The 16990-nt window shown below is 70.1% G+C and carries 18 protein-coding genes and 1 pseudogene; 6 read left to right on the top strand and 13 right to left on the bottom strand.

What is annotated here, in order from left to right:
* Window positions 1–5 precede the first annotated feature (5 nt).
* The 3 genes from HZ992_RS05920 to HZ992_RS05910 are packed head-to-tail and all read left to right on the top strand — an operon-like array spanning window position 6 to window position 2240.
* Window positions 6–962: an MBL fold metallo-hydrolase gene (locus HZ992_RS05920; RefSeq protein ID WP_209385748.1), complete on the top strand. Its 957-nt coding sequence runs from the start codon at window positions 6–8 to the stop codon at window positions 960–962.
* The gene (locus HZ992_RS05915; RefSeq protein WP_209385747.1) at window positions 959–1738 is read left to right on the top strand and encodes an SDR family NAD(P)-dependent oxidoreductase; all 780 of its coding nucleotides are present in this window, start codon (window positions 959–961) and stop codon (window positions 1736–1738) included. The genes HZ992_RS05920 and HZ992_RS05915 overlap by 4 nt, the downstream gene beginning before the upstream one ends.
* A 19-nt stretch (window positions 1739–1757) precedes the next feature.
* Window positions 1758–2240: a GFA family protein gene (locus HZ992_RS05910; protein WP_209385746.1), complete on the top strand. Its 483-nt coding sequence runs from the start codon at window positions 1758–1760 to the stop codon at window positions 2238–2240.
* A gap of 1 nt (window position 2241) precedes the next feature.
* On the opposite strand, the gene HZ992_RS05905 is transcribed toward HZ992_RS05910, so the two are convergent.
* Window positions 2242–3480 (bottom strand): MFS transporter, encoded by a 1239-nt coding sequence (locus HZ992_RS05905; RefSeq protein WP_371816796.1) that lies wholly within the window; start codon window positions 3478–3480, stop codon window positions 2242–2244.
* A complete protein-coding gene (locus HZ992_RS05900) occupies window positions 3470–3916 on the bottom strand; it encodes a MarR family winged helix-turn-helix transcriptional regulator (RefSeq protein ID WP_209385744.1) in 447 nt (148 codons plus the stop codon). The genes HZ992_RS05905 and HZ992_RS05900 overlap by 11 nt, the downstream gene beginning before the upstream one ends.
* 52 nt (window positions 3917–3968) lie before the next feature.
* Here HZ992_RS05900 and HZ992_RS05895 point away from each other — a divergent pair, with 52 nt between their 5' ends.
* Window positions 3969–4511, top strand: coding sequence for a PaaI family thioesterase (locus HZ992_RS05895; protein ID WP_209385743.1), 543 nt, complete (start codon window positions 3969–3971; stop codon window positions 4509–4511).
* A gap of 12 nt (window positions 4512–4523) precedes the next feature.
* Here HZ992_RS05895 and eda read toward each other — a convergent pair whose 3' ends face one another.
* The 3 genes from eda to HZ992_RS05880 all read right to left on the bottom strand — a co-directional run bounded on the left by eda (window position 4524) and on the right by HZ992_RS05880 (window position 7513).
* Window positions 4524–5144 (bottom strand): bifunctional 4-hydroxy-2-oxoglutarate aldolase/2-dehydro-3-deoxy-phosphogluconate aldolase, encoded by a 621-nt coding sequence (gene eda / locus HZ992_RS05890; protein WP_209385742.1) that lies wholly within the window; start codon window positions 5142–5144, stop codon window positions 4524–4526.
* A 17-nt stretch (window positions 5145–5161) separates the two neighbouring features.
* Complete coding sequence (gene edd, locus HZ992_RS05885; RefSeq protein ID WP_209385741.1) at window positions 5162–6976, bottom strand: phosphogluconate dehydratase; 1815 nt, start codon at window positions 6974–6976, stop codon at window positions 5162–5164.
* Between the two features lie 75 nt (window positions 6977–7051).
* Complete coding sequence (locus tag HZ992_RS05880; protein ID WP_209385740.1) at window positions 7052–7513, bottom strand: OmpA family protein; 462 nt, start codon at window positions 7511–7513, stop codon at window positions 7052–7054.
* 42 nt (window positions 7514–7555) lie between these two features.
* Here HZ992_RS05880 and HZ992_RS05875 point away from each other — a divergent pair, with 42 nt between their 5' ends.
* Entirely contained in the window at window positions 7556–8155 is a 600-nt protein-coding gene (locus tag HZ992_RS05875) for a gamma-glutamylcyclotransferase (RefSeq protein WP_245213364.1), read from the top strand.
* A 20-nt stretch (window positions 8156–8175) separates the two neighbouring features.
* On the opposite strand, the gene HZ992_RS05870 is transcribed toward HZ992_RS05875, so the two are convergent.
* The gene (locus HZ992_RS05870) at window positions 8176–8802 is read right to left on the bottom strand and encodes a nucleotidyltransferase family protein (protein WP_209385739.1); all 627 of its coding nucleotides are present in this window, start codon (window positions 8800–8802) and stop codon (window positions 8176–8178) included.
* 194 nt (window positions 8803–8996) lie between these two features.
* Here HZ992_RS05870 and pdxH point away from each other — a divergent pair, with 194 nt between their 5' ends.
* Entirely contained in the window at window positions 8997–9644 is a 648-nt protein-coding gene (pdxH, locus tag HZ992_RS05865; protein ID WP_209385738.1) for a pyridoxamine 5'-phosphate oxidase, read from the top strand.
* A gap of 25 nt (window positions 9645–9669) precedes the next feature.
* Here pdxH and HZ992_RS26025 read toward each other — a convergent pair whose 3' ends face one another.
* The 7 genes and pseudogenes from HZ992_RS26025 to HZ992_RS05830 all read right to left on the bottom strand — a co-directional run bounded on the left by HZ992_RS26025 (window position 9670) and on the right by HZ992_RS05830 (window position 16977).
* Window positions 9670–11700: a TonB-dependent receptor gene (locus tag HZ992_RS26025; RefSeq protein WP_209385737.1), complete on the bottom strand. Its 2031-nt coding sequence runs from the start codon at window positions 11698–11700 to the stop codon at window positions 9670–9672.
* 112 nt (window positions 11701–11812) lie between these two features.
* Window positions 11813–12181 (bottom strand): hypothetical protein, encoded by a 369-nt coding sequence (locus tag HZ992_RS05855; protein WP_209385736.1) that lies wholly within the window; start codon window positions 12179–12181, stop codon window positions 11813–11815.
* A gap of 77 nt (window positions 12182–12258) precedes the next feature.
* Window positions 12259–14376 carry a TonB-dependent receptor family protein gene (locus HZ992_RS05850; protein ID WP_209385735.1) on the bottom strand — a complete coding sequence of 706 codons (2118 nt, stop codon included), beginning with the start codon at window positions 14374–14376 and terminating at the stop codon, window positions 12259–12261.
* 143 nt (window positions 14377–14519) lie between these two features.
* Window positions 14520–14834: a c-type cytochrome gene (locus HZ992_RS05845; RefSeq protein WP_209385734.1), complete on the bottom strand. Its 315-nt coding sequence runs from the start codon at window positions 14832–14834 to the stop codon at window positions 14520–14522.
* A gap of 2 nt (window positions 14835–14836) precedes the next feature.
* Window positions 14837–16074, bottom strand: a pseudogene (locus HZ992_RS05840) (sorbosone dehydrogenase family protein).
* Between the two features lie 124 nt (window positions 16075–16198).
* Window positions 16199–16594, bottom strand: coding sequence for a VOC family protein (locus tag HZ992_RS05835; RefSeq protein WP_209385733.1), 396 nt, complete (start codon window positions 16592–16594; stop codon window positions 16199–16201).
* Window positions 16595–16626: 32 nt separating this feature from the next.
* Window positions 16627–16977, bottom strand: a complete 351-nt coding sequence (locus HZ992_RS05830; RefSeq protein ID WP_209385732.1) for a ribbon-helix-helix domain-containing protein — start codon at window positions 16975–16977, stop codon at window positions 16627–16629.
* Window positions 16978–16990 lie beyond the last annotated feature (13 nt).

Here is a 16990-nt window from a genome sequence, read left to right as displayed (position 1 = left end):
CCCCCATGGCCGACCTCCCTTCGTACGCCCAGGCCATCGGCCACGGCATCCACGCCATCGACACCGGCTTCCACCGGCCGCTGTTCGACGCTGCCTACCTGATCGTCGAGAACGGCCGCGCCGCGTTCGTCGACACCGGCACCAACCATGCCCTGCCGCGCCTGCTGGGCACGCTGGCCGCACTGGGCCTGGCGCCCGAGGACGTCGACTTCGTCATCCCGACGCACGTGCACCTCGACCACGCCGGCGGCGTGGGCCTGCTGATGCAGCACCTGCCGCGCGCCACCGCCTGGGTGCACCCGCGCGGCGTGCGCCACATGGTCGACCCATCGGCGCTGGTCGCGGGCGCGACGGCGGTCTACGGCGAAGCCGAGATGGAGAAGTCGTACGGCCGCATCGTCGGCGTGCCTGCCGAACGTGTGCGCGAGACGGCCGACCACATGACGATCGAGCTGGCCGGCCGGCCGCTGACCTTCCTCGATGCGCCGGGCCATGCGCGCCACCACCATGCGGTGTGGGACGCGCGCAGCCGCGGCTTCTTCACCGGCGACACCTTCGGCCTGAGCTATCGCGAGTTCGACACCGAACGCGGCCCCTGGCTGCTGCCCACCACCACGCCGGTGCAGTTCGAGCCTGCGCCGCTGCGCGCCACGGTGCTGCGGCTGATGTCGTACCGGCCGGACAGCATCTACCTGACCCACTACGGCCGCATCGGCGACGTGCAGCGCCTGGGCAGCGAACTGCTCGATCAGCTCGACGCCATGGTGGCGCTGGGCCGCGCCTTGAGCGACGCGCCCGACCGCCACGAGGCGATCAAGCGTGGCCTGATGCAGCAGTACCAGGCGCGCGTGGCCGCGCACGGCTGCCGCTTCACGCCGGACGAGGTGGAACGGCTGCTCGCCATGGACACCGAGCTGAATGCGCAGGGCATGGGCATCTGGCTCGACAAGGAGGCGGCATGAGCAGCGTGCACTTCGGGCTCGACGGACGCGTCGCCATCGTCACCGGCGCGGCGCAGGGCATCGGCGAGGCCTGCGCGCGGCGCCTGGTGGCCGACGGTGCCAGCGTGTCGCTGTGGGACGTGGACGCGGCGCGCGGCGAGTCGCTGGCCGCGCAGCTGCGCGAGGGCGGCGCGACGGCCGATTTCCAGCGCTGCGACGTCTCGCGCAAGGCCGAGGTCGATGCGGCGCTGGCCGCGGTGCTGCAGGCGCACGGCCGCGTGGACGCGCTGGTCAACAACGCCGGCATCTTCAAGGCAGCGGACTTCCTCGACATCACGGAGTCGGATTGGGATGCCGTGCTCGCCGTCAACCTGAAGGGCGCCTTCCTCGTCGCGCAGGCGGTGGCGCGCGCCATGGCGGCCACCGGCGGCGGCGCGATCGTCAACATGAGTTCGGTGAACGGCGTGATGGCGATCCCCAGCATCGCCAGCTACAACGTCAGCAAGGGCGGCGTGGACCAGCTCACCCGCGTGATGGCGCTGGCGCTGGCCGACCGCGGCATCCGCGTCAACGCCGTGGCGCCGGGCACCATCGCCACCGAACTGGCGAAGAACGCCGTGCTCGGCAGCGAGGAGGCGCGCGCGCGCATCATGAGCCGCACGCCGATGCGCCGGCTCGGCGAGCCGGGCGAGATCGCCGACGTGGTGGCCTTCCTGCTCAGCGACGCGGCGAGCTACCTGACCGGCGAGATCGTCTACGCCGACGGCGGCCGGCGTGTGCTCAACTACACCGTCTGATCCTTCCCGGGAGACTGGCATGGCCGAAGCCGTCGACGTGGTTCTGCAAGGCGGCTGCCTGTGCGGCAGCGTGCGCTACGAGGTGCATCCCGATTCGCTGGAGGGCTACTACTGCCACTGCCGCATGTGCCAGCTCGCCTTCGGCAACACGCGCGCCGCTTTTCTCAACGTGCCCAAGGATGCGGTGCGCTGGCTCGCGCCGCCGCAGCACTACGCCTCGTCGAAGTTCGCGCTGCGAGGCTTCTGCGCGAACTGCGGCACGCCGCTGAGCTTCGAGTACCTCGGCTCCAAGCGCATCGACCTGTCGGTGGGCAGCCTCGACGAGCCGCAGCGCGTGCGGCCGGTCTCGCACTTCGCCATCGAGACGCGCATCGTCGAGTGGCATGCCGACGATGGCCTGCCTGGCGAGCGGCTGGACGAGCACCAGAAGCTGGTCGAGCGCTGGAAGCAGGCCTACGGCGACGACGTCGTGCCCGGCGTCGCGGCGACGCGCGAGCCTTGACTCAGGCGGCAGCCACCACCCGCGGCGGCAGTTCCTTCTCACGGATCGGCAGGTGCACCAGGGCCGCGCCGACGGCGAGCACGATGTCGGCGTACCACATCCAGTCGTAGCTGCCGGTCCAGTCGAAAGCCTTGCCGCCCAGCCAGGCCCCGAGGAAACCGCCGACCTGGTGCGACACCATCACGATGCCGAACAGCGTGGCCATGTGCTGCGGGCCGAAGAACTTGGCGACCAGCCCCGCGGTGGGCGGCACGGTCGAAAGGTAGGTCAGGCCGATCACCGCGGCGAACACCAGCATCACGGCTTCCGTCTTCGGCGAGAGAACGAACACCAGCACCGCCACGGCACGCGCCGCATACACGAGCGACAGCAGCGACTTCATGCGCCAGCGCCCGACCGCCCAGCCCATCGCGAAGCTGCCGATGATGTTGAACAGGCCGATCACGCCGATCGACCAGGCACCCACGGCCGGCGGCAGCTGGCAGGCCGCCACCACGCCGGGCAGGTGCGTGGCGATGAAGGCGACGTGGAACCCGCAGACGAAGAAGCCGGCGCACAGCAGTCGGTAGCTGCGGTCGGCGAGTGCGCGCGACACCGCCTCGCGCGTGCCGACCTTCTTCGCCGGTGCGGCGCCGGGGGCGGCCGCCGCCTGCATCGAATTGCCGCGCAGCACCCAGGCCGCCGGCAGGGCCAGCAGCGTCATCACGGCCAGGCTCTGCAATGCCACGGCCCAGCCGGCCGCGGTCGAGATCGCCCCGGCGATCGGCGCGAACAGGAACTGCCCGAACGAACCGCCGGCATTGACGATGCCGGTGGCCATGCCGCGCTTATCGGGCGGAATGAGCCGCGTGGTCGCCGCCATCAGCACCGAGGGCCCGGCCATGCCGGCGCCACCGGCGGCGAGCACCCCGATGGCCAGCACCAGGCCGAGCGTCGTGGTCATGTAGGGGATCAGGAAGGTGCCCAGCGCCACCAGCAGCACGCCGGCCACGACAACGCGGCCGGCGCCGATGCGGTCGGCCACCATGCCGGCGAAAGGCTGGGTGAGGCCCCACCACAACTGGCCGAACGCGAAGGCCAGGCTGATGCTCGCCAGACCCAGGCCGGTGGCGGTGTTCAGGTTGCCGAGGAACAGGCCCATCGACTGGCGCGCACCCATCGTGAGCGCGAAGGTACCGGCTGCAGCCAGCAGCACCAGGGCCACCGGCGGCAAGGCGCGGCGCAGCGGTTCATTCATCATCGTTCTCCGAGACATCGAGGGCTTCGAGGCAATCGTCGATCAGCGCATGCAGCGCGAGCACGCGCTCGTTGCCCAGGCGGGCATTGAGCGCGAGCTGTGCCTGCTTCCAGGCGCGCTGCGCTTCGGCGCGCTTGGCGCGGCCGGCGTCGGTGGCGCTGACCGAGCGGCTGCGCGCATCCTCGCCCGGCCCCTGCTCCACCCAGCCGGCGGCCACCAGCGGGTGCAGGTTGCGCGTCAGTGTGGAGGCATCGATCTTCATGCGCGCCGCCAGGTCGGTGGGCCGCAGCGGGCCGAGCAGCACCACGTGCGAGAGCAGCGAGTACTGCGAGTTCTTCAGCCCGGTGGGTGCCACGTACGCGTCGTAGTGGCGCGTGACCGCACGGCTGAGCTGGCGCAGCTTCAGGTTGGTGCAGCCTTGTGGCTTGACAGCGTCCATCGTGCCAATTATTGTAGCTGCAATCATTGCATCTGCAAGTGAAAGGCGAAGGATGAGCAAGACGATCGATGCCGAGGCGACGCTGGCCCGCTGGCGCGAAGAGGAAGCAGCGATACGCGCCCGCCGCGGCGAGCCGGGCGTGGCCCGCCCGGAGCAGGTGGCCGGGATGAGCGGCATGCAGGTGTTCGAGGCGATGTTCGACGGTCGCCTGCCCTCGCCGCCGATCGGCACGACGCTGGACTTCCTGCCGGTGCACATCGAGCCCGGTTTCGCGGTGTTCCAGGGCAAGCCCGGCTTCCAGCACTACAACCCGCTGGGCACGGTGCACGGCGGCTGGTTCGCCACCCTGCTCGATTCCGCCGTGGGCTGCGCGGTGCACTCGTCGCTGCCCGCCGGCAAGGGCTACACCACGCTGGAGCTGAAGATCAACATCGTGCGCGCACTCACCGACAAGGTGCCGCTGGTGCGCGCCGAAGGCCGCGTGGTGCATGGCGGCAACCAGGTGGCCACGGCCGAGGGCCGGCTCGTCGGCCCCGACGGCAAGCTCTACGCCCACGCCACGACGACCTGCCTGGTCTTCGACACGCGGCGCTGAGCGCGCGCCGAATCAGCGCAGCTTGCCGGATTCCTGCGCCAGGCGGGTGATGCGCGCCCAGTCCTTCGCCGCCACGGCGTCGGCCGGCGTCAGCCAGGAGCCGCCGCAGACCTTCACGTTGGGCAGCGCCAGGTACTGCGGTGCGGTCTCGACGCTGATGCCGCCGGTCGGGCAGAAGGCCACGTCGGCGAACGGGCCGTGCAGCGCCTTGAGCAGCGGGATGCCGCCGGCCGCCGAGGCCGGGAAGAACTTCAGGAAGCCGTAGCCGTCGCCGTTGGCGCGCATCACTTCGCTGGCCGTGGCCACGCCGGGGAGCAGCGGCAATCCGATGTTGCGGCAGTAGTGGCCGATCTCGCTGGTGTAGCCCGGGCTCACGCCGAACTGGCAGCCGGCGTCGCGCGCCGCCTGCGCATCGTCCACCGTGCGGATGGTGCCGGCGCCGACGATGGCGTCCTTCACCGAGCGCGCGATGGCCTCCATGCATTTCAGCGCCACCGGCGTGCGCAGCGTGATCTCCAGCACCCTGACGCCGCCGTCGACCAGCGCCTGCGCCATCGGCACCGCGTCTTCCAGCTTCTGGATCACGATCACCGGGATCACCGGGCCGTGATCGGCGAGTTCGAGCGTGTTCATGACGGGTTCCTTGCGATTCAGAGCCAGGTGCAGGCGCCCTCTTCGGCGCTGAGCACGTTGCGGCGCATGCCGCCGAAGAGTTCGCGCCCGAGGCCGTGGGCGTTGGTCTGCGATGCCGCGTCGGTGATGTGGGCCGGGATGCGAGCTGCCCACTCCGCCGCATCGACCAATGCATCGAGCGTGCCTGCCACGGCGTCCAGGCGGATCACGTCGCCGTCGCGCACCTTGCCCAGCGGGCCGTCGGCCAGCGCCTCGGGGCTGACGTGGATGGCCGCCGGCACCTTGCCCGAGGCGCCGCTCATGCGGCCGTCGGTGACCAGCGCCACCTTGAAGCCCTTGCCTTGCAGCACCGCCAGCGGCGGCGTGAGCTTGTGCAGTTCGGGCATGCCGTTGGCGCGCGGGCCCTGGAAGCGCACCACGGCGATCAGGTCGCGCTCGAGCTCGCCGGCCTTGAAGGCCGCCAGCAGCTCTTCCTGCGAGGCGAACACGCGCGCCGGTGCCTCGATGACGTGGCGATCGTCCGGCACGGCAGAGATCTTGATCACCGCGCGGCCGAGGTTGCCGGTGAGCAGCTTCAGGCCACCCTCGGGGCTGAAGGGCTTCGCCACCGAACGCACGATGCCCTCGTCGCCGCTGGCCTTCGGCAGCGCGTTCCAGCGCAGCCCCGCGCCGTCCTGGTGCGGCGCCTTGCCGAACTCGTGCAGGCCGCCTTCGACGACGGTCGCCACGTCGGCGTGCATGAAGCCGCCTTCGAGCAGTTCGCGGATCACGAAACCGGGGCCGCCGGCCGACTGGAACTGGTTCACGTCGGCGCTGCCGTTCGGGTACACGCGCGCCAGCAGCGGCGTGGCGTGCGAGAGGTCGGAGAAATCGGTCCAGTCGATCTGGATGCCGGCCGCGCGCGCCACCGCCACCCAGTGGATCAGGTGGTTGGTGGAGCCGCCGGTGGCCAGCAGCGCGACCATCGCGTTGACGATCACGCGTTCGTCGACCAGCCGGCCGATCGGCGTGAAGCGCTTGGCCTTGACGATGCCGAGCACGGTGCGCACCGCTTCGCGCGTCAGTGCCTCGCGCATCTGCGCATGCGGGTGCACGAAGGCCGCGCCCGGCACGTGCAGGCCCATGGCCTCGAGCAGCATCTGGTTGCTGTTGGCGGTGCCGTAGAAGGTGCAGGTGCCCGGGCCGTGGTACGCAGCCGACTCGGCCTCGAGCAGCTTGTCGCGGCCCACCAGCCCCTGCGCGAACTGCTCGCGCACCTTGGACTTCTCGTTGTTCGACAGGCCGGTGCTCATCGGCCCGGCCGGCACGAACACGCAAGGCAGGTGCCCGAAATGCAGCGCGCCGATCAGCAGGCCGGGCACGATCTTGTCGCACACGCCCAGCAGCAGCGCGGCGTCGAACACGTCGTGCGTCAGCGCGATGGCCGTGCTCATGGCGATGGTGTCGCGCGAGAACAGGCTCATCTCCATGCCGGGCAGGCCCTGGGTGACGCCGTCGCACATCGCCGGCACGCCGCCGGCCACCTGCACGGTGGCACCCTGCTTGCGCGCTTCGTCGCGGATCAGCGCCGGAAAGCCTTCGTAAGGCTGGTGGGCCGACAGCATGTCGTTGTAGGCCGTGACCACGCCGATGTGCGGCGCGCGTTCGGCCACCACGCGCAGCTTGTCGTTCGGCGGCAGCGCCGCGAAGGCATGCGCCACGTTGGCGCAGCCCATGCGGTCGGAGCCGCGAGGGCGGTCGATGGCGGCCTGAACGCGCGCGAGGTAGGCCGAACGGCTGGCCGCGCTGCGCTCGCGGATGCGTTGCGTGACTTCGACGAGGGCTGGCTTCATGGCGTCACCGGGGCTGTAACTCAAGCCCTGATTATCCGGTAACCAGGTTACATCGTCAAAACAAGCGGCTTTGCCCTACTGCAGACGCAACTCGACGCGCCGGGCCTCGCGGGCGTCGGCACCGCCCGTCGTTTCCTGCGGCTTGTCGAGCACCAGCTGGCTCGGCATCACGCCGTTGGCTTCGAGCGCGTGGCGCACGGCCTGCGCCCGACGCTTGGCCAGGTCGGCGTTGTGCTCGGGGTTGCCGGTGGCGTCGTGGAAGCCGGAAATCAGCACGGTGGTGCCAGGCTTGCCGCGCGCAGCATCGGCGACGCGGTTCAGCACCTCGGCGGCGTCAGCCGGCAAGGCGTCGGAATCGACTTCGAAATAGACACGCGGCTGGGCCTCCTGGGGCGCGGCGGCCGCCGCCGGCTTGGCCGGCACGGCATTGCGGCTGGTGGAGACCGCCAGCGCGATCACTCCGGCCACGACCAGGGCCACCACGCCCGCCAGCACGGCCAGCGCGTAGTTCTGCACGTCGTCATTGGCATCGCTCATGCTTTTCCTTCAATGTTGTTCGATTCATTCTAGAGTGTCGGAATGATGGACGAAGGCGATCCGCTGCTGCTGCGCGACCCCGGCGCGATGCTCGACGAGACGCTGCGCGCCTGGGGCGGCGACGAAGACCTGTGGGTGTTCGGCTACGCCTCGCTGATCTGGCGCCCCGAATTCGACGCCGAGGAGCAGCGCGGCGCGGCCGTGCACGGCTGGCACCGCGCCCTGCGCATGCGCTCGCGCATCAACCGTGGCACGCCGCAACGCCCCGGCCTGGTGTTCGCGCTGGTGTCCGGCGGATCCTGCCGCGGCATGGTCTACCGCATCGACCGCTGCCGCGCGCCCGCCGAACTGGAGCGCCTGTGGCAACGCGAGATGCCCACCGGCGTGTACGACCCGCGCTGGGTGCCATGCCGCACGCCGCAGGGCACGGTGCGCGCGCTGGCGTTCACGCTGGACCGTGCCAGCCCGGCGCACACCGGCGAGCTCAGCGACGAGCAGTTGCTCGACATCCTGCGCCATGCCTCGGGGCGATATGGCAGCACGCTGGAGTACCTGCTCGAGACAGCGGCTTCACTGCGCCGCTGCGGCATCCGCGACCGCGAGATCGAGCGGCTCGAAAAGCTCGCGCTGGCGCTGGGCTGAGCCGCCGAAGCGACGCGGCGTCAGAGCCGCTGCGGCGCCTGTTCGCCGCGCTGCTGGGCCTGGCGCACGGCGTCCAGGTCGGCCTCGGTGTCGACGTCGATCAGCACGCCCGGGTCGTCGACTTCGATGCCCACCGCCGGATAGCGCGCCACCAGGCGGCGAGCGCCCTCGTCGCCGCGCAGGCTGGTCAGCTCGGAGTAGAGCTCCGCGGAGAATCCCACCGGGTGGCCGCGCATGCCCTTGTGCTGCGCGAACACCACCGCATGGCGCGCCAGTTCGCGCGCCACCTCGAGCAGCGTCGCGGTGCGCACCATCGGCATGTCGCCGGGCAGCACGAGCCAGCCGCCGGCATCGGGACAGGCGCTCACCCCTGCGGCGATCGAGTAGCCCATGCCCAGGCCTTCGTGGCCCGGCGCGCCGACTTCGGGCAGCACGATCACGTCGCGCGCGGCCACGCTCCGGCGCGCGACATCGGCAAGGGCTTCGGTGGTCACCGCGATGACGGGCAGTTGCGTGGCCACCGCGTGGCGCAGCGTGGTGGCCAGCACCGTTGCACTTCCCAGACGCTGGGCGAGCTTGTGGTCGGCGCCGAGAAACCGGCTTCCCTTGCCCGCCGCCAACACGATCACCGCCGGTTGCGCAGTCATGCGCCACCCCTGTTCTTGTTCATTGTCGATGGCACGAGCATGCCTCGCGCCTTGGAAACAGAATGGGATCCGCACTCCGAATCAGGTAGTGGGACGTATACCTAAGGCATTCCCCGTAAGCAGATTTGCTTAGCAATGTCTGTCAGGCGGGTAGACCCTGATCGACCGGGTCTCATCTCTATACTCGATGCATCATGAGCGACCCCTCCCGCGTCATCGCCGACCTGCGCAAGAGCTACGAGCGCGACGAACTCGACGAGTCCGCCAGCCATGCCGATCCGCTGCAGCAGTTCGAGCTGTGGATGCAGCAGGCGCTGAGCGCCGAACTGCCCGAGCCGAACGCGATGACCGTGGCCACCGTCGGTGCCGACGGCCGGCCCTCGACGCGCGTGGTGCTCATCAAGGGCTACGACGCCCGCGGCATCGTCTGGTTCACCAACTACGACAGCCGCAAGGGACGCGAGCTCGCCGGCCACCCCTTCGCGGCGCTGCAGTTCCACTGGGTCGAGCTCGAGCGCGTGGTGCGCATCGAAGGCCGCGTCGAGAAGGTCGACGAGGCCGAATCTGATGCCTACTTCAAGACGCGCCCGCTCGATTCGCGCATCGGCGCCTGGGCTTCGCCGCAGAGCCAGGTGATCGAGTCGCGCGCCGTCCTGGTGGCCAACGCGGCGCGTTATGGCGCGAAGTTCCTGCTCCACCCGCCGCGGCCGCCACACTGGGGCGGTTACCGGCTGGTTCCGGACCGCTGGGAGTTCTGGCAGGGCCGCAAGTCGCGCCTGCACGACCGCCTGCGCTACCGCCAGGACGGCGGCCACTGGGTGCGCGAGCGCCTGGCTCCCTGACGCTCGCGCAGCACCTCCGCCTGACTCAGAAGCTCACGCGCAGACCGAGCTTCAACGAGCGCCCGGGCAGCGGCGCGAGGTCGCGCACGGTCGGGATGGTCGATGCGTTGTAGGCCAGTGCATTGGTCGCGTTGGCCAGCTTCACGAAGGCCAGCGCGTCGCTGCCGCCCAGTGCGAAGCGCCGTGACAGCGCCAAGTTGAGCAGGCTGTGGCCCGGCGTGGCCACGTCGGTGGCCGCCACGCGGCCCTGCCGCGCGGCATGGTCGAGCTCCGCGCTTCCCGTCCACGGGCCCGTCACCGCGTCGAGCCCCAGCCTCAGCCGGGCCGGGGCGATGCGCGGCAGCGGCTCGCCACTGCTGAGGTCGTCGGCACGCACGAGATCGAGCTGACCCGACAGCTCGAACGACCAGGCCCCGGCGTCGAAACGGTGCTTCGCCTGCGCCTCGATGCCGCGCAAGCGCGCGCGCACCGAGCGGAACACGTACTCCGGCACGGCTTCCAGCGAGCCGTCTTCAGCCACCACGTCGACCGTGGCGCCGGTGGCCGCGAGGTTGATGAAGCGCGAGAAGCGCGCCTCGAACACGCCCACGCGCACCGAGCTGCGGCCGGCAGCCCATTGCAATGCCGCGTCGAGGTTACGCCCCCGCTCGGCGCCCAGGTCCGCGTCGCCGCGCTCGTAGGCACCGGTGGCCGCATGCACGCCGTTGGCGTAGAGCTCGAACGAGGTCGGCGCGCGTTCGGTGCTCGCCAGCGTGGTGGCGAGGCTCCACGCGGGCGCGAACTTCCAGACGTTGCCCAGCGAGACGCTGCGCAGCGAGAAACGGCGCGACGCCGGCGCGCCGAACTGCGCTGTCGCCGGATCGGCGTCGCCGGCCGAGTCGACACGTGCATGCTCCAGCCGCACGCCTGCGCTCAGCGTGCCGAGCGGCCAGGCCGTCTCTTCGAGCAGGAAGACACCCTGCTTTCTCGTCGTCGTGCCCGGCACGAAGGCCTCGGCACCGAGCGCGGCGAAGTCGCTGCGCTCGAACTGGGCGCCCAGCACGCCGCGCACCCCGCCGATGGCCGCGTGCTCCGCCTCGATGCGCGCCTCGGTGCCGCGCGTCGAGAACGTGGTGCCGACCTCGCCTGTGCCTTCGATCTCGCGGTGCTCGTAGACCGTGCGGCCGAGTTGCGCACGCACTGCACGCAGCGGCCCGCCGAGTTCGCGCCATTCGCCGGCCAGCGCCAGGTGCTCGCGCTGCATGCGGATGATCACGTCGGGTTCGGCGACGATGCCGTAGCGGCTGTCGTAGCTGTCGACCGCGGCACCGAGATGGCTCGTGGGCGTCGTGAAGGACGCGCCGAGCGCGCCACCGCTGGCGCGCGAGGCCGAGTTGCGCACGCGGGTCGATTCGGGCAGCGCCGCGCCGTCTTCCACCGGCGTGAAGCGGGGCACACGCAGGTCCGAGGTCTGCCGGCCGAAAGCGTCGGCATGCAGCGCCCAGCGCCCATTGCCCGTCTCGAGCAGCGCAGCGGCGGAGCGTTCGCGCTCGGCGCCGCCCAGGCGCAGCTCGGCGGCGCCGGTGGGCGCGTTCAGCGGCGACTTCGGGATGCGGTTGTCCAGCGCATTGACCACGCCGCCGACGGCACTGCCGCCGTACAGCAGTGCCGCCGGGCCGCGCAGCACCTCGATGCGCTCGATCACCAGCGGGTCGATCGGCACCGCATGGTCGAAGCTCAGGCTCGACGCATCGAACGACGCCCCGGCGTTGCCGAGGATGCGCACGCGGTCGCCGTCCAGGCCGCGGATCACCGGCCGGTTGGCGTTGGGGCCGAAGTAGGTCGACGAGACGCCTGGCTGGCCATTGAGCGTGTCGCCGAGCGAGCTGCCGCGCCTGAGCACGAGGGCATCGCCCGACAGCACGGAAACGGGTGCCGCCAGGTCGTCGGAGCGCAGCGGGTTGCCGGTGACGACGACCGGGTCCAGTTGGGTGACCTGGGCCGCCACGGGCAGGCCCAGGGAAGCGATCGCGCAGGCGAGCGCGTTGCGCCGATGGCGCGAAAGGGTTGTCGGCATGAGAGGGGTTCCATCACGGAGAAGAGCCGCACGGTGCACGGCAGCGCACCGCACGCCAGCCCGCGCGATGCGGGCCGGCGCACACGAAGACCGCCGGAAGGCGGCCGGGTCTTCAAGCCGTGAAAGGAGGCCCGCGGGCGAGGAAGCCCGCGGCCTGCGGCGCATGCCGCCCGCTGCGCAGGATGACGTTGACGCACACCTGCGTCGTGTCTGGCAGGGCCAGCACAGGCACGCCGCAGGCAACGTCGGCATGGGCCAGCTGGTCGTACAGGCGACAGGTCGCGTCGTCGCCGTGATCGCCGAACAGGTCGCCAGCTGCATCGTGCGATGCGGCGGACGTCGCATGCAAGGCATGCCCCGCACCGTGCCCGGTCCCGTGCATGACCGCGTGCAGCAGGCCGAGGGCCTGGAGCATCAACAGCATCGCCGCCAGCAGGGGCAGCGCGACGCGGCGGACGGTGGTGGAGGAGCGGATCAGCACCCGCACAGTCTATCCGTGCGGGCAACCACCCTTCGAGGCCGCGCTGCGCGGACTCGGCCGCGCCAGCGAAGATCGCCTCACCTGAACTCGTGCTTGGCGGTCAGCGCGAGCATCCAGTTGCGCGGCAGCGCCGGCTCGAAGAAGCGGCTGTTGGCGTCGTTGACGATCACCGAGCCGGCGTAGGTCTTGTCGGTGGCGTTCTCCAGCCGCAGCAACTGGCTGAAGGTCCAGCCGCCGGCCTTCTGCGCAAAGCCCACGCGCAGGTTCATCACCGTCGCGGCCGGGGCCGAATCGATGTTGGCGTCGTTGACGTACAGCTTGCCGGTGTGCACCAGCTCGACGCCGCTGTTGAAGCCGCCCCAGGCGCCCTTCGGCGTCCAGGCCAGTTCGGCGAAGGCGCTGCGCTCGGGCGTGCCGGGCAGGCGGTTGCCCGCCGGCACGTTGACCGCGGTCGCGCCGCTGCCGCTGACGAAGTCGTCGGCAAAACGTGCGCGCAGCGCCGACAGGCTGAGCGTGGCGCGCAGGCTGTCGGTCATCTGGCCGAGGTACTGGAACTCGGCGCCCTTTCGCGTCGTGCGGCCGGCGTTCTTGAAGGTCGTGCGGCCGCCCGCGTTGGTGTCGACGACGATCTCGTTGCGCGTGGTGATGTCGAACACCGCCAGGTCCAGACGGTGGCCGGTGGCGATCTTCCACTTCATGCCGACTTCGGCATGGCGGCTCTTCGATGCCTTCAGGTCGAAGTTCAGGCCCGAAGCCGGTGCCGGCCGGTAGGACAGCTCGGTGAAGGTCGGCGTCTCGAAGCCCTGGCCGGCATTGGCATAGAGGTTCAGCGATTCGGCGGCCCGCCAGCTCAGCCCGACCACCGGGTTGGTGGCGCTGTAGCTGATGCTGCCGCTGTCGTCGCCGTTGTCAGGTGTGCCCGGCTGGATGTAGAGATCGCGGGTCTGGAACTCCACGCGGCTGGCGCGCACGCCGCCCGTGGCAGTGAAGCCGGGCGTGAGGTCCCAGGCGGCCTGCGCGTAGGCGTCGCGGCTGTCGACGGAGTTGCGTTCGTCACGCCTGAGCGCGCCCTGCACGCCGCCGGTGTTGAGGTAGCCCTGGCGGTCTTCCTTCATGCGGTCGTATTCGACGCCGCCGGTCAGCCGCAGCGCGCGCCCTTCGTCGAGGCGGATGGCATGCGAGAGCTGCACGCCGCCGCCCATGTAGCTGCGCGCGAAGGAGACGATGCCGCCGCTGCCGGTGTTCGAAGTCTGCGCCGGCGCCGTGGGCGGCACCGACAGCGCGTTGTCGAGATCGCGGTAGCCGACGTACAGCCGCGTGCTCAGCGTCGTCGCCTCGCTCAGGCGGCGCTCGTAGACGGTGCCGAGCTGGCTCTGGCTGACCACCTTGCGCGCGTCCTGCGACTTAACCACGGCCACCGCCTGCTCGGGGTTGGCCTCCCACTGCGCACGCGTCAGGCCGCCCGGGTCGAGCGACAGCGGCTGGTCGAAGGAGTTCGCCACCAGGCTGATCGTCGAGTCCTTGTCGATCACGTGGTCCCACTTGGCGTTGAGCTGGGTGCGCAACGCGTCGCTGTGCTCGCGGTAGCCGTTGGTGGCGTAGCGCGCCGCATCCAGCACCACGCTGTCGCGCTCGCTGTTCTGGCCGAACTTGACGCCGAACTTGGTCTGTCCGTACGGGCCCATGCCGACGCTGGTGCTGACGGTGGGCACGGTCGCGTCGGTGCCGGTGAACACCTGCACCACGCCGCCAGCGGCGTTGCCGTACAGCTGCGCCAGCGGGCCGCGCAGCACCTCGATGCGCTGCGCCGAGCCGAGCGCGATGGTCGAGGCCTGGCCCTGGCCGTCGGGCATGGTGGCGGGGATGCCGTCGACGATCAGGCGCACGCCGCGGATGCCGAAGGTCGAGCGCGAGCCGAAGCCGCGGATGGACAGCTGCAGGTCCTGCGCGTAGTTCTGCCGGTTCAGCACGCTGATGCCCGGCACGCGGTTCAGCGCCTCGGACAGGTTGACCTGGAAGCCGCCGTTGTCGATCACGTCGCGCGTGACGGCGCTGATGGCCGCCGGCGCGTCGAAGGTGGTCTGCCGGGTGCGCTCGGCAGTGATGACGACGGGGTCGAGCTCGACCTGGGCGTGGGCGGGAAAGGCGGCGGCCAGGGCAAGGGCCAGGGTGGACAGCGGCAGCGTCTTGTTCATGTTCTGTGGGTGGGAAAGAGGCACGGTGCACCGGGGCCCGGCGCGCGCAGCGAGGCTACGCGAACGCACGGTGCGCCGCGACGGGGTTTGCAGTTAGAGATTTTCTGGAGGTGCGCGCCGTCCCGGCGCGCACCTGCCGCAGGTCAAGGCGCGGTGGCCGTGATCCGGATCGACGCGAACCACGCAGCGACGTTGTCGATGTCCTCGTCGCTGAGCGGCTTGGCGATGACGTTCATCACCTCGTGCTGGCGCTTGCCAGTGCGGAAGGCCCGCAGTTGCCGGACGATGTAGCCCTCGGGCTCGCCCGCGAGATTGGGTGTCTCGGGAGCGACCGCGATGCCCACCGGCCCGTGGCAGACGGAGCAGGCCTGCGCCTTCAAGCGCCCTGCCGAGGCATCGCCCGCCACCGCCGCGCCCGGAAGCGCGGCGGCCAGCAGCAGGGGAAGTACCTGCTTCATCCTCACGGTGCGCTGTAGGTGATCCGGTAGATCGCGCCCGCGTAGTCGTCCGACACGAGCAGCGAACCGTCCTTCATCACCGCCACGTCGACCGGGCGACCGCGGTAGATGCCGGTCTCGCTGTCGAGCCAGCCTTCGGCGAAGACGGTGCTCTTGTCCGCCGAGCCGTCGGCCTTCAGCGAGACGAAGTTCACCAGGCCGCCGCTGGCCTTGGTGCGGTTCCACGAGCCGTGCGCGGCCACGAAGATGCCGCCCTGGTACTGCGCCGGGAACATCTTGCCGTTGTAGAAGGTCATGCCGAGCTGCGCCTGGTGCGCGGGGAACTCGACCTGCGGCTTCGTCCAGGCAGCCGGAGCCTTCATGTCCTTCAGGTCCGGTGCCGCGGCCGTGCCGGCAATGGCGACGCTGTTGCCGTGGATGAACGGGTAGCCGAAGTGCTCGCCGCCCGCCTTGGTGATGCGGTTGAGCTCGCCGGGCGGCGTGTCGTCGCCCATGCCGTCGGTCTGGTTGTCGGTGAACCAGACCGTCTTGTCCTTCGGGTTGATGTCCATGCCCACGGAGTTGCGCACGCCGCGCGCCACCACCTCGCGCCCGCTGCCGTCGAAGGCGTTCAGGCGGACCATTCCACCGATGCCCAGCTGCTCGTACATCGCCACCTTGTCGCGCGGCTGCACGTTGTACGGCTGGCCCAGGGTGACGTAGAGCTTGCCGTCGTCGCCGACGCGGCAGGTGCGCGCGCCGTGGTTGTACGACTCCTCCTCGGGCGGCACCAGCTTGCCCTGGGGCACCACCTCGATCACGGCCACATCCGGGCCTTCGTAGAAGAACTCGGCGGCCGGGAAGTTCAGCACGCGGTTGTGCTCGGCGACGATCAGGAAGCCGTCCTTGGTCCAGCATACGCCGTTCGGGTTGGTGAACTTCAGGCTGGGCGCGAAGGACTTCACCTCGTCGGCCACGCCGTCGCTGTTGCGGTCGGTGACGGCCCACACGGTGGTCTTGCGGGTGCCGACGAACAGCATGTTGGTCGACGGGGCGACGGCCATGTGGCGGGCGTCCGGCACGATCGCGAACAGGTCGATCTTGAAGCCCGGCGGCAGCTTGACGCGCTTGAGGTTCTCGCGGATCGCCGCCGCGTTCAGCCTTCCTGAGGCACGACGGGGATGTTCAGGTCGGTGGTCGCGACCTTCATCTGCTTGAGCTTCTCGATGTTCTGCTGTGCCTGCACCGGCAGGCTCAGCATGGCCGCGCAGGCGATGCCTGCCAGCACGAAGGAACTCGACGTCTTCTTCAAAGGGTGTCTCCTGTGGGCGTGTTTTGGGACTGCTTGCGTTGCCGTCGCCTCGTCCGGCCGTCGCACTTCGAATTTACTGGTAATGGCCGTGCCGTTCCAGCAGCTCGATCTTGTACCCATCGGGATCCTGGATAAAGCAGAAGCGCGCGAGCAGCTCGTCGCCGCGCTTGAACTCCTTCACCGGCGCGGGCTCGTAGCCCTTGGCCACGAGCGCGGCATGCGCCGCGGCCACGTCGGGCACGACCACACCGACATGGCCGTAGCCGGTGCCGTGCGTGTAGGCCTCGGTGCGGCCCTTGTTGAGCGTCAGCTCGATCTCGACGTCGTTCTGCGCATTGCGCACATAGACGAGCGCGAAGTCGGGAAAGTCGAGCCGGTGCGACTCGTGCAGGTCGAGCACCTCGGCGTAGAACTTCATCGACTTCTCGAGATCCAGCACGCGGATCATGGTGTGGATCACCTTGGCCATGCGGACTCCGTGGCGAGAGAAAAGGGGCAGCGTCAGGAGCGTGTGCCCATGGCCACGACCCTGGGCCGCAGCGGCGAGGGCGCGGCCCCGCCCTCGTTTGGGCGCTCCGACTCCAGCGCCAACAGCTTGCGGCGCAGGAAGCGCATGCCGGTGACGCGCAGGAAGGAGGCGAAGTTCGGCACCTCGCCCCGATGCGCGAGGATCTCGTCGTGGAACTGCACGATCAACGCGTTGGTCGTGCAGCCCTCGGCTTCGGCCATCTCGGCCAGGATGTCCCACACCATGTTCTCCAGCCGGATGCTGGTGAGCACGCCGTGGATGCGGATCGTGCGCGAGCGCTGCTCGTACTGGATCGGGTCGGCCTTGACGAAGTATTCGCACATGATGGGTCTCCCT

Origin of the sequence: Rhizobacter sp. AJA081-3 (genome assembly GCF_017795745.1) — a bacterium.
GTDB lineage: Bacteria > Pseudomonadota > Gammaproteobacteria > Burkholderiales > Burkholderiaceae_C > Piscinibacter.
Note: the sequence above shows the minus strand (reverse complement) of the source record. Positions and strands in the feature narration are given on the sequence as shown.

Bases quoted from the DNA above. Each gene is read 5' to 3' on its own strand.
- HZ992_RS05870 (WP_209385739.1), bottom strand. From the start codon at position 8,802: ATGACTGCGCAACCGGCGGTGATCGTGTTGGCGGCGGGCAAGGGAAGC.
- edd (WP_209385741.1), bottom strand. From the start codon at position 6,976: ATGAAGCCAGCCCTCGTCGAAGTCACGCAACGCATCCGCGAGCGCAGC.
- pdxH (WP_209385738.1), top strand. From the start codon at position 8,997: ATGAGCGACCCCTCCCGCGTCATCGCCGACCTGCGCAAGAGCTACGAG.
- HZ992_RS05910 (WP_209385746.1), top strand. From the start codon at position 1,758: ATGGCCGAAGCCGTCGACGTGGTTCTGCAAGGCGGCTGCCTGTGCGGC.
- HZ992_RS05880 (WP_209385740.1), bottom strand. From the start codon at position 7,513: ATGAGCGATGCCAATGACGACGTGCAGAACTACGCGCTGGCCGTGCTG.
- HZ992_RS05895 (WP_209385743.1), top strand. From the start codon at position 3,969: ATGAGCAAGACGATCGATGCCGAGGCGACGCTGGCCCGCTGGCGCGAA.
- HZ992_RS05900 (WP_209385744.1), bottom strand. From the start codon at position 3,916: ATGGACGCTGTCAAGCCACAAGGCTGCACCAACCTGAAGCTGCGCCAG.
- HZ992_RS05915 (WP_209385747.1), top strand. From the start codon at position 959: ATGAGCAGCGTGCACTTCGGGCTCGACGGACGCGTCGCCATCGTCACC.
- HZ992_RS05850 (WP_209385735.1), bottom strand. From the start codon at position 14,376: ATGAACAAGACGCTGCCGCTGTCCACCCTGGCCCTTGCCCTGGCCGCC.
- eda (WP_209385742.1), bottom strand. From the start codon at position 5,144: ATGAACACGCTCGAACTCGCCGATCACGGCCCGGTGATCCCGGTGATC.
- HZ992_RS05920 (WP_209385748.1), top strand. From the start codon at position 6: ATGGCCGACCTCCCTTCGTACGCCCAGGCCATCGGCCACGGCATCCAC.
- HZ992_RS05905 (WP_371816796.1), bottom strand. From the start codon at position 3,480: ATGATGAATGAACCGCTGCGCCGCGCCTTGCCGCCGGTGGCCCTGGTG.
- HZ992_RS05875 (WP_245213364.1), top strand. From the start codon at position 7,556: ATGATGGACGAAGGCGATCCGCTGCTGCTGCGCGACCCCGGCGCGATG.
- HZ992_RS05835 (WP_209385733.1), bottom strand. From the start codon at position 16,594: ATGGCCAAGGTGATCCACACCATGATCCGCGTGCTGGATCTCGAGAAG.
- HZ992_RS05830 (WP_209385732.1), bottom strand. From the start codon at position 16,977: ATGTGCGAATACTTCGTCAAGGCCGACCCGATCCAGTACGAGCAGCGC.
- HZ992_RS26025 (WP_209385737.1), bottom strand. From the start codon at position 11,700: ATGCCGACAACCCTTTCGCGCCATCGGCGCAACGCGCTCGCCTGCGCG.
- HZ992_RS05845 (WP_209385734.1), bottom strand. From the start codon at position 14,834: ATGAAGCAGGTACTTCCCCTGCTGCTGGCCGCCGCGCTTCCGGGCGCG.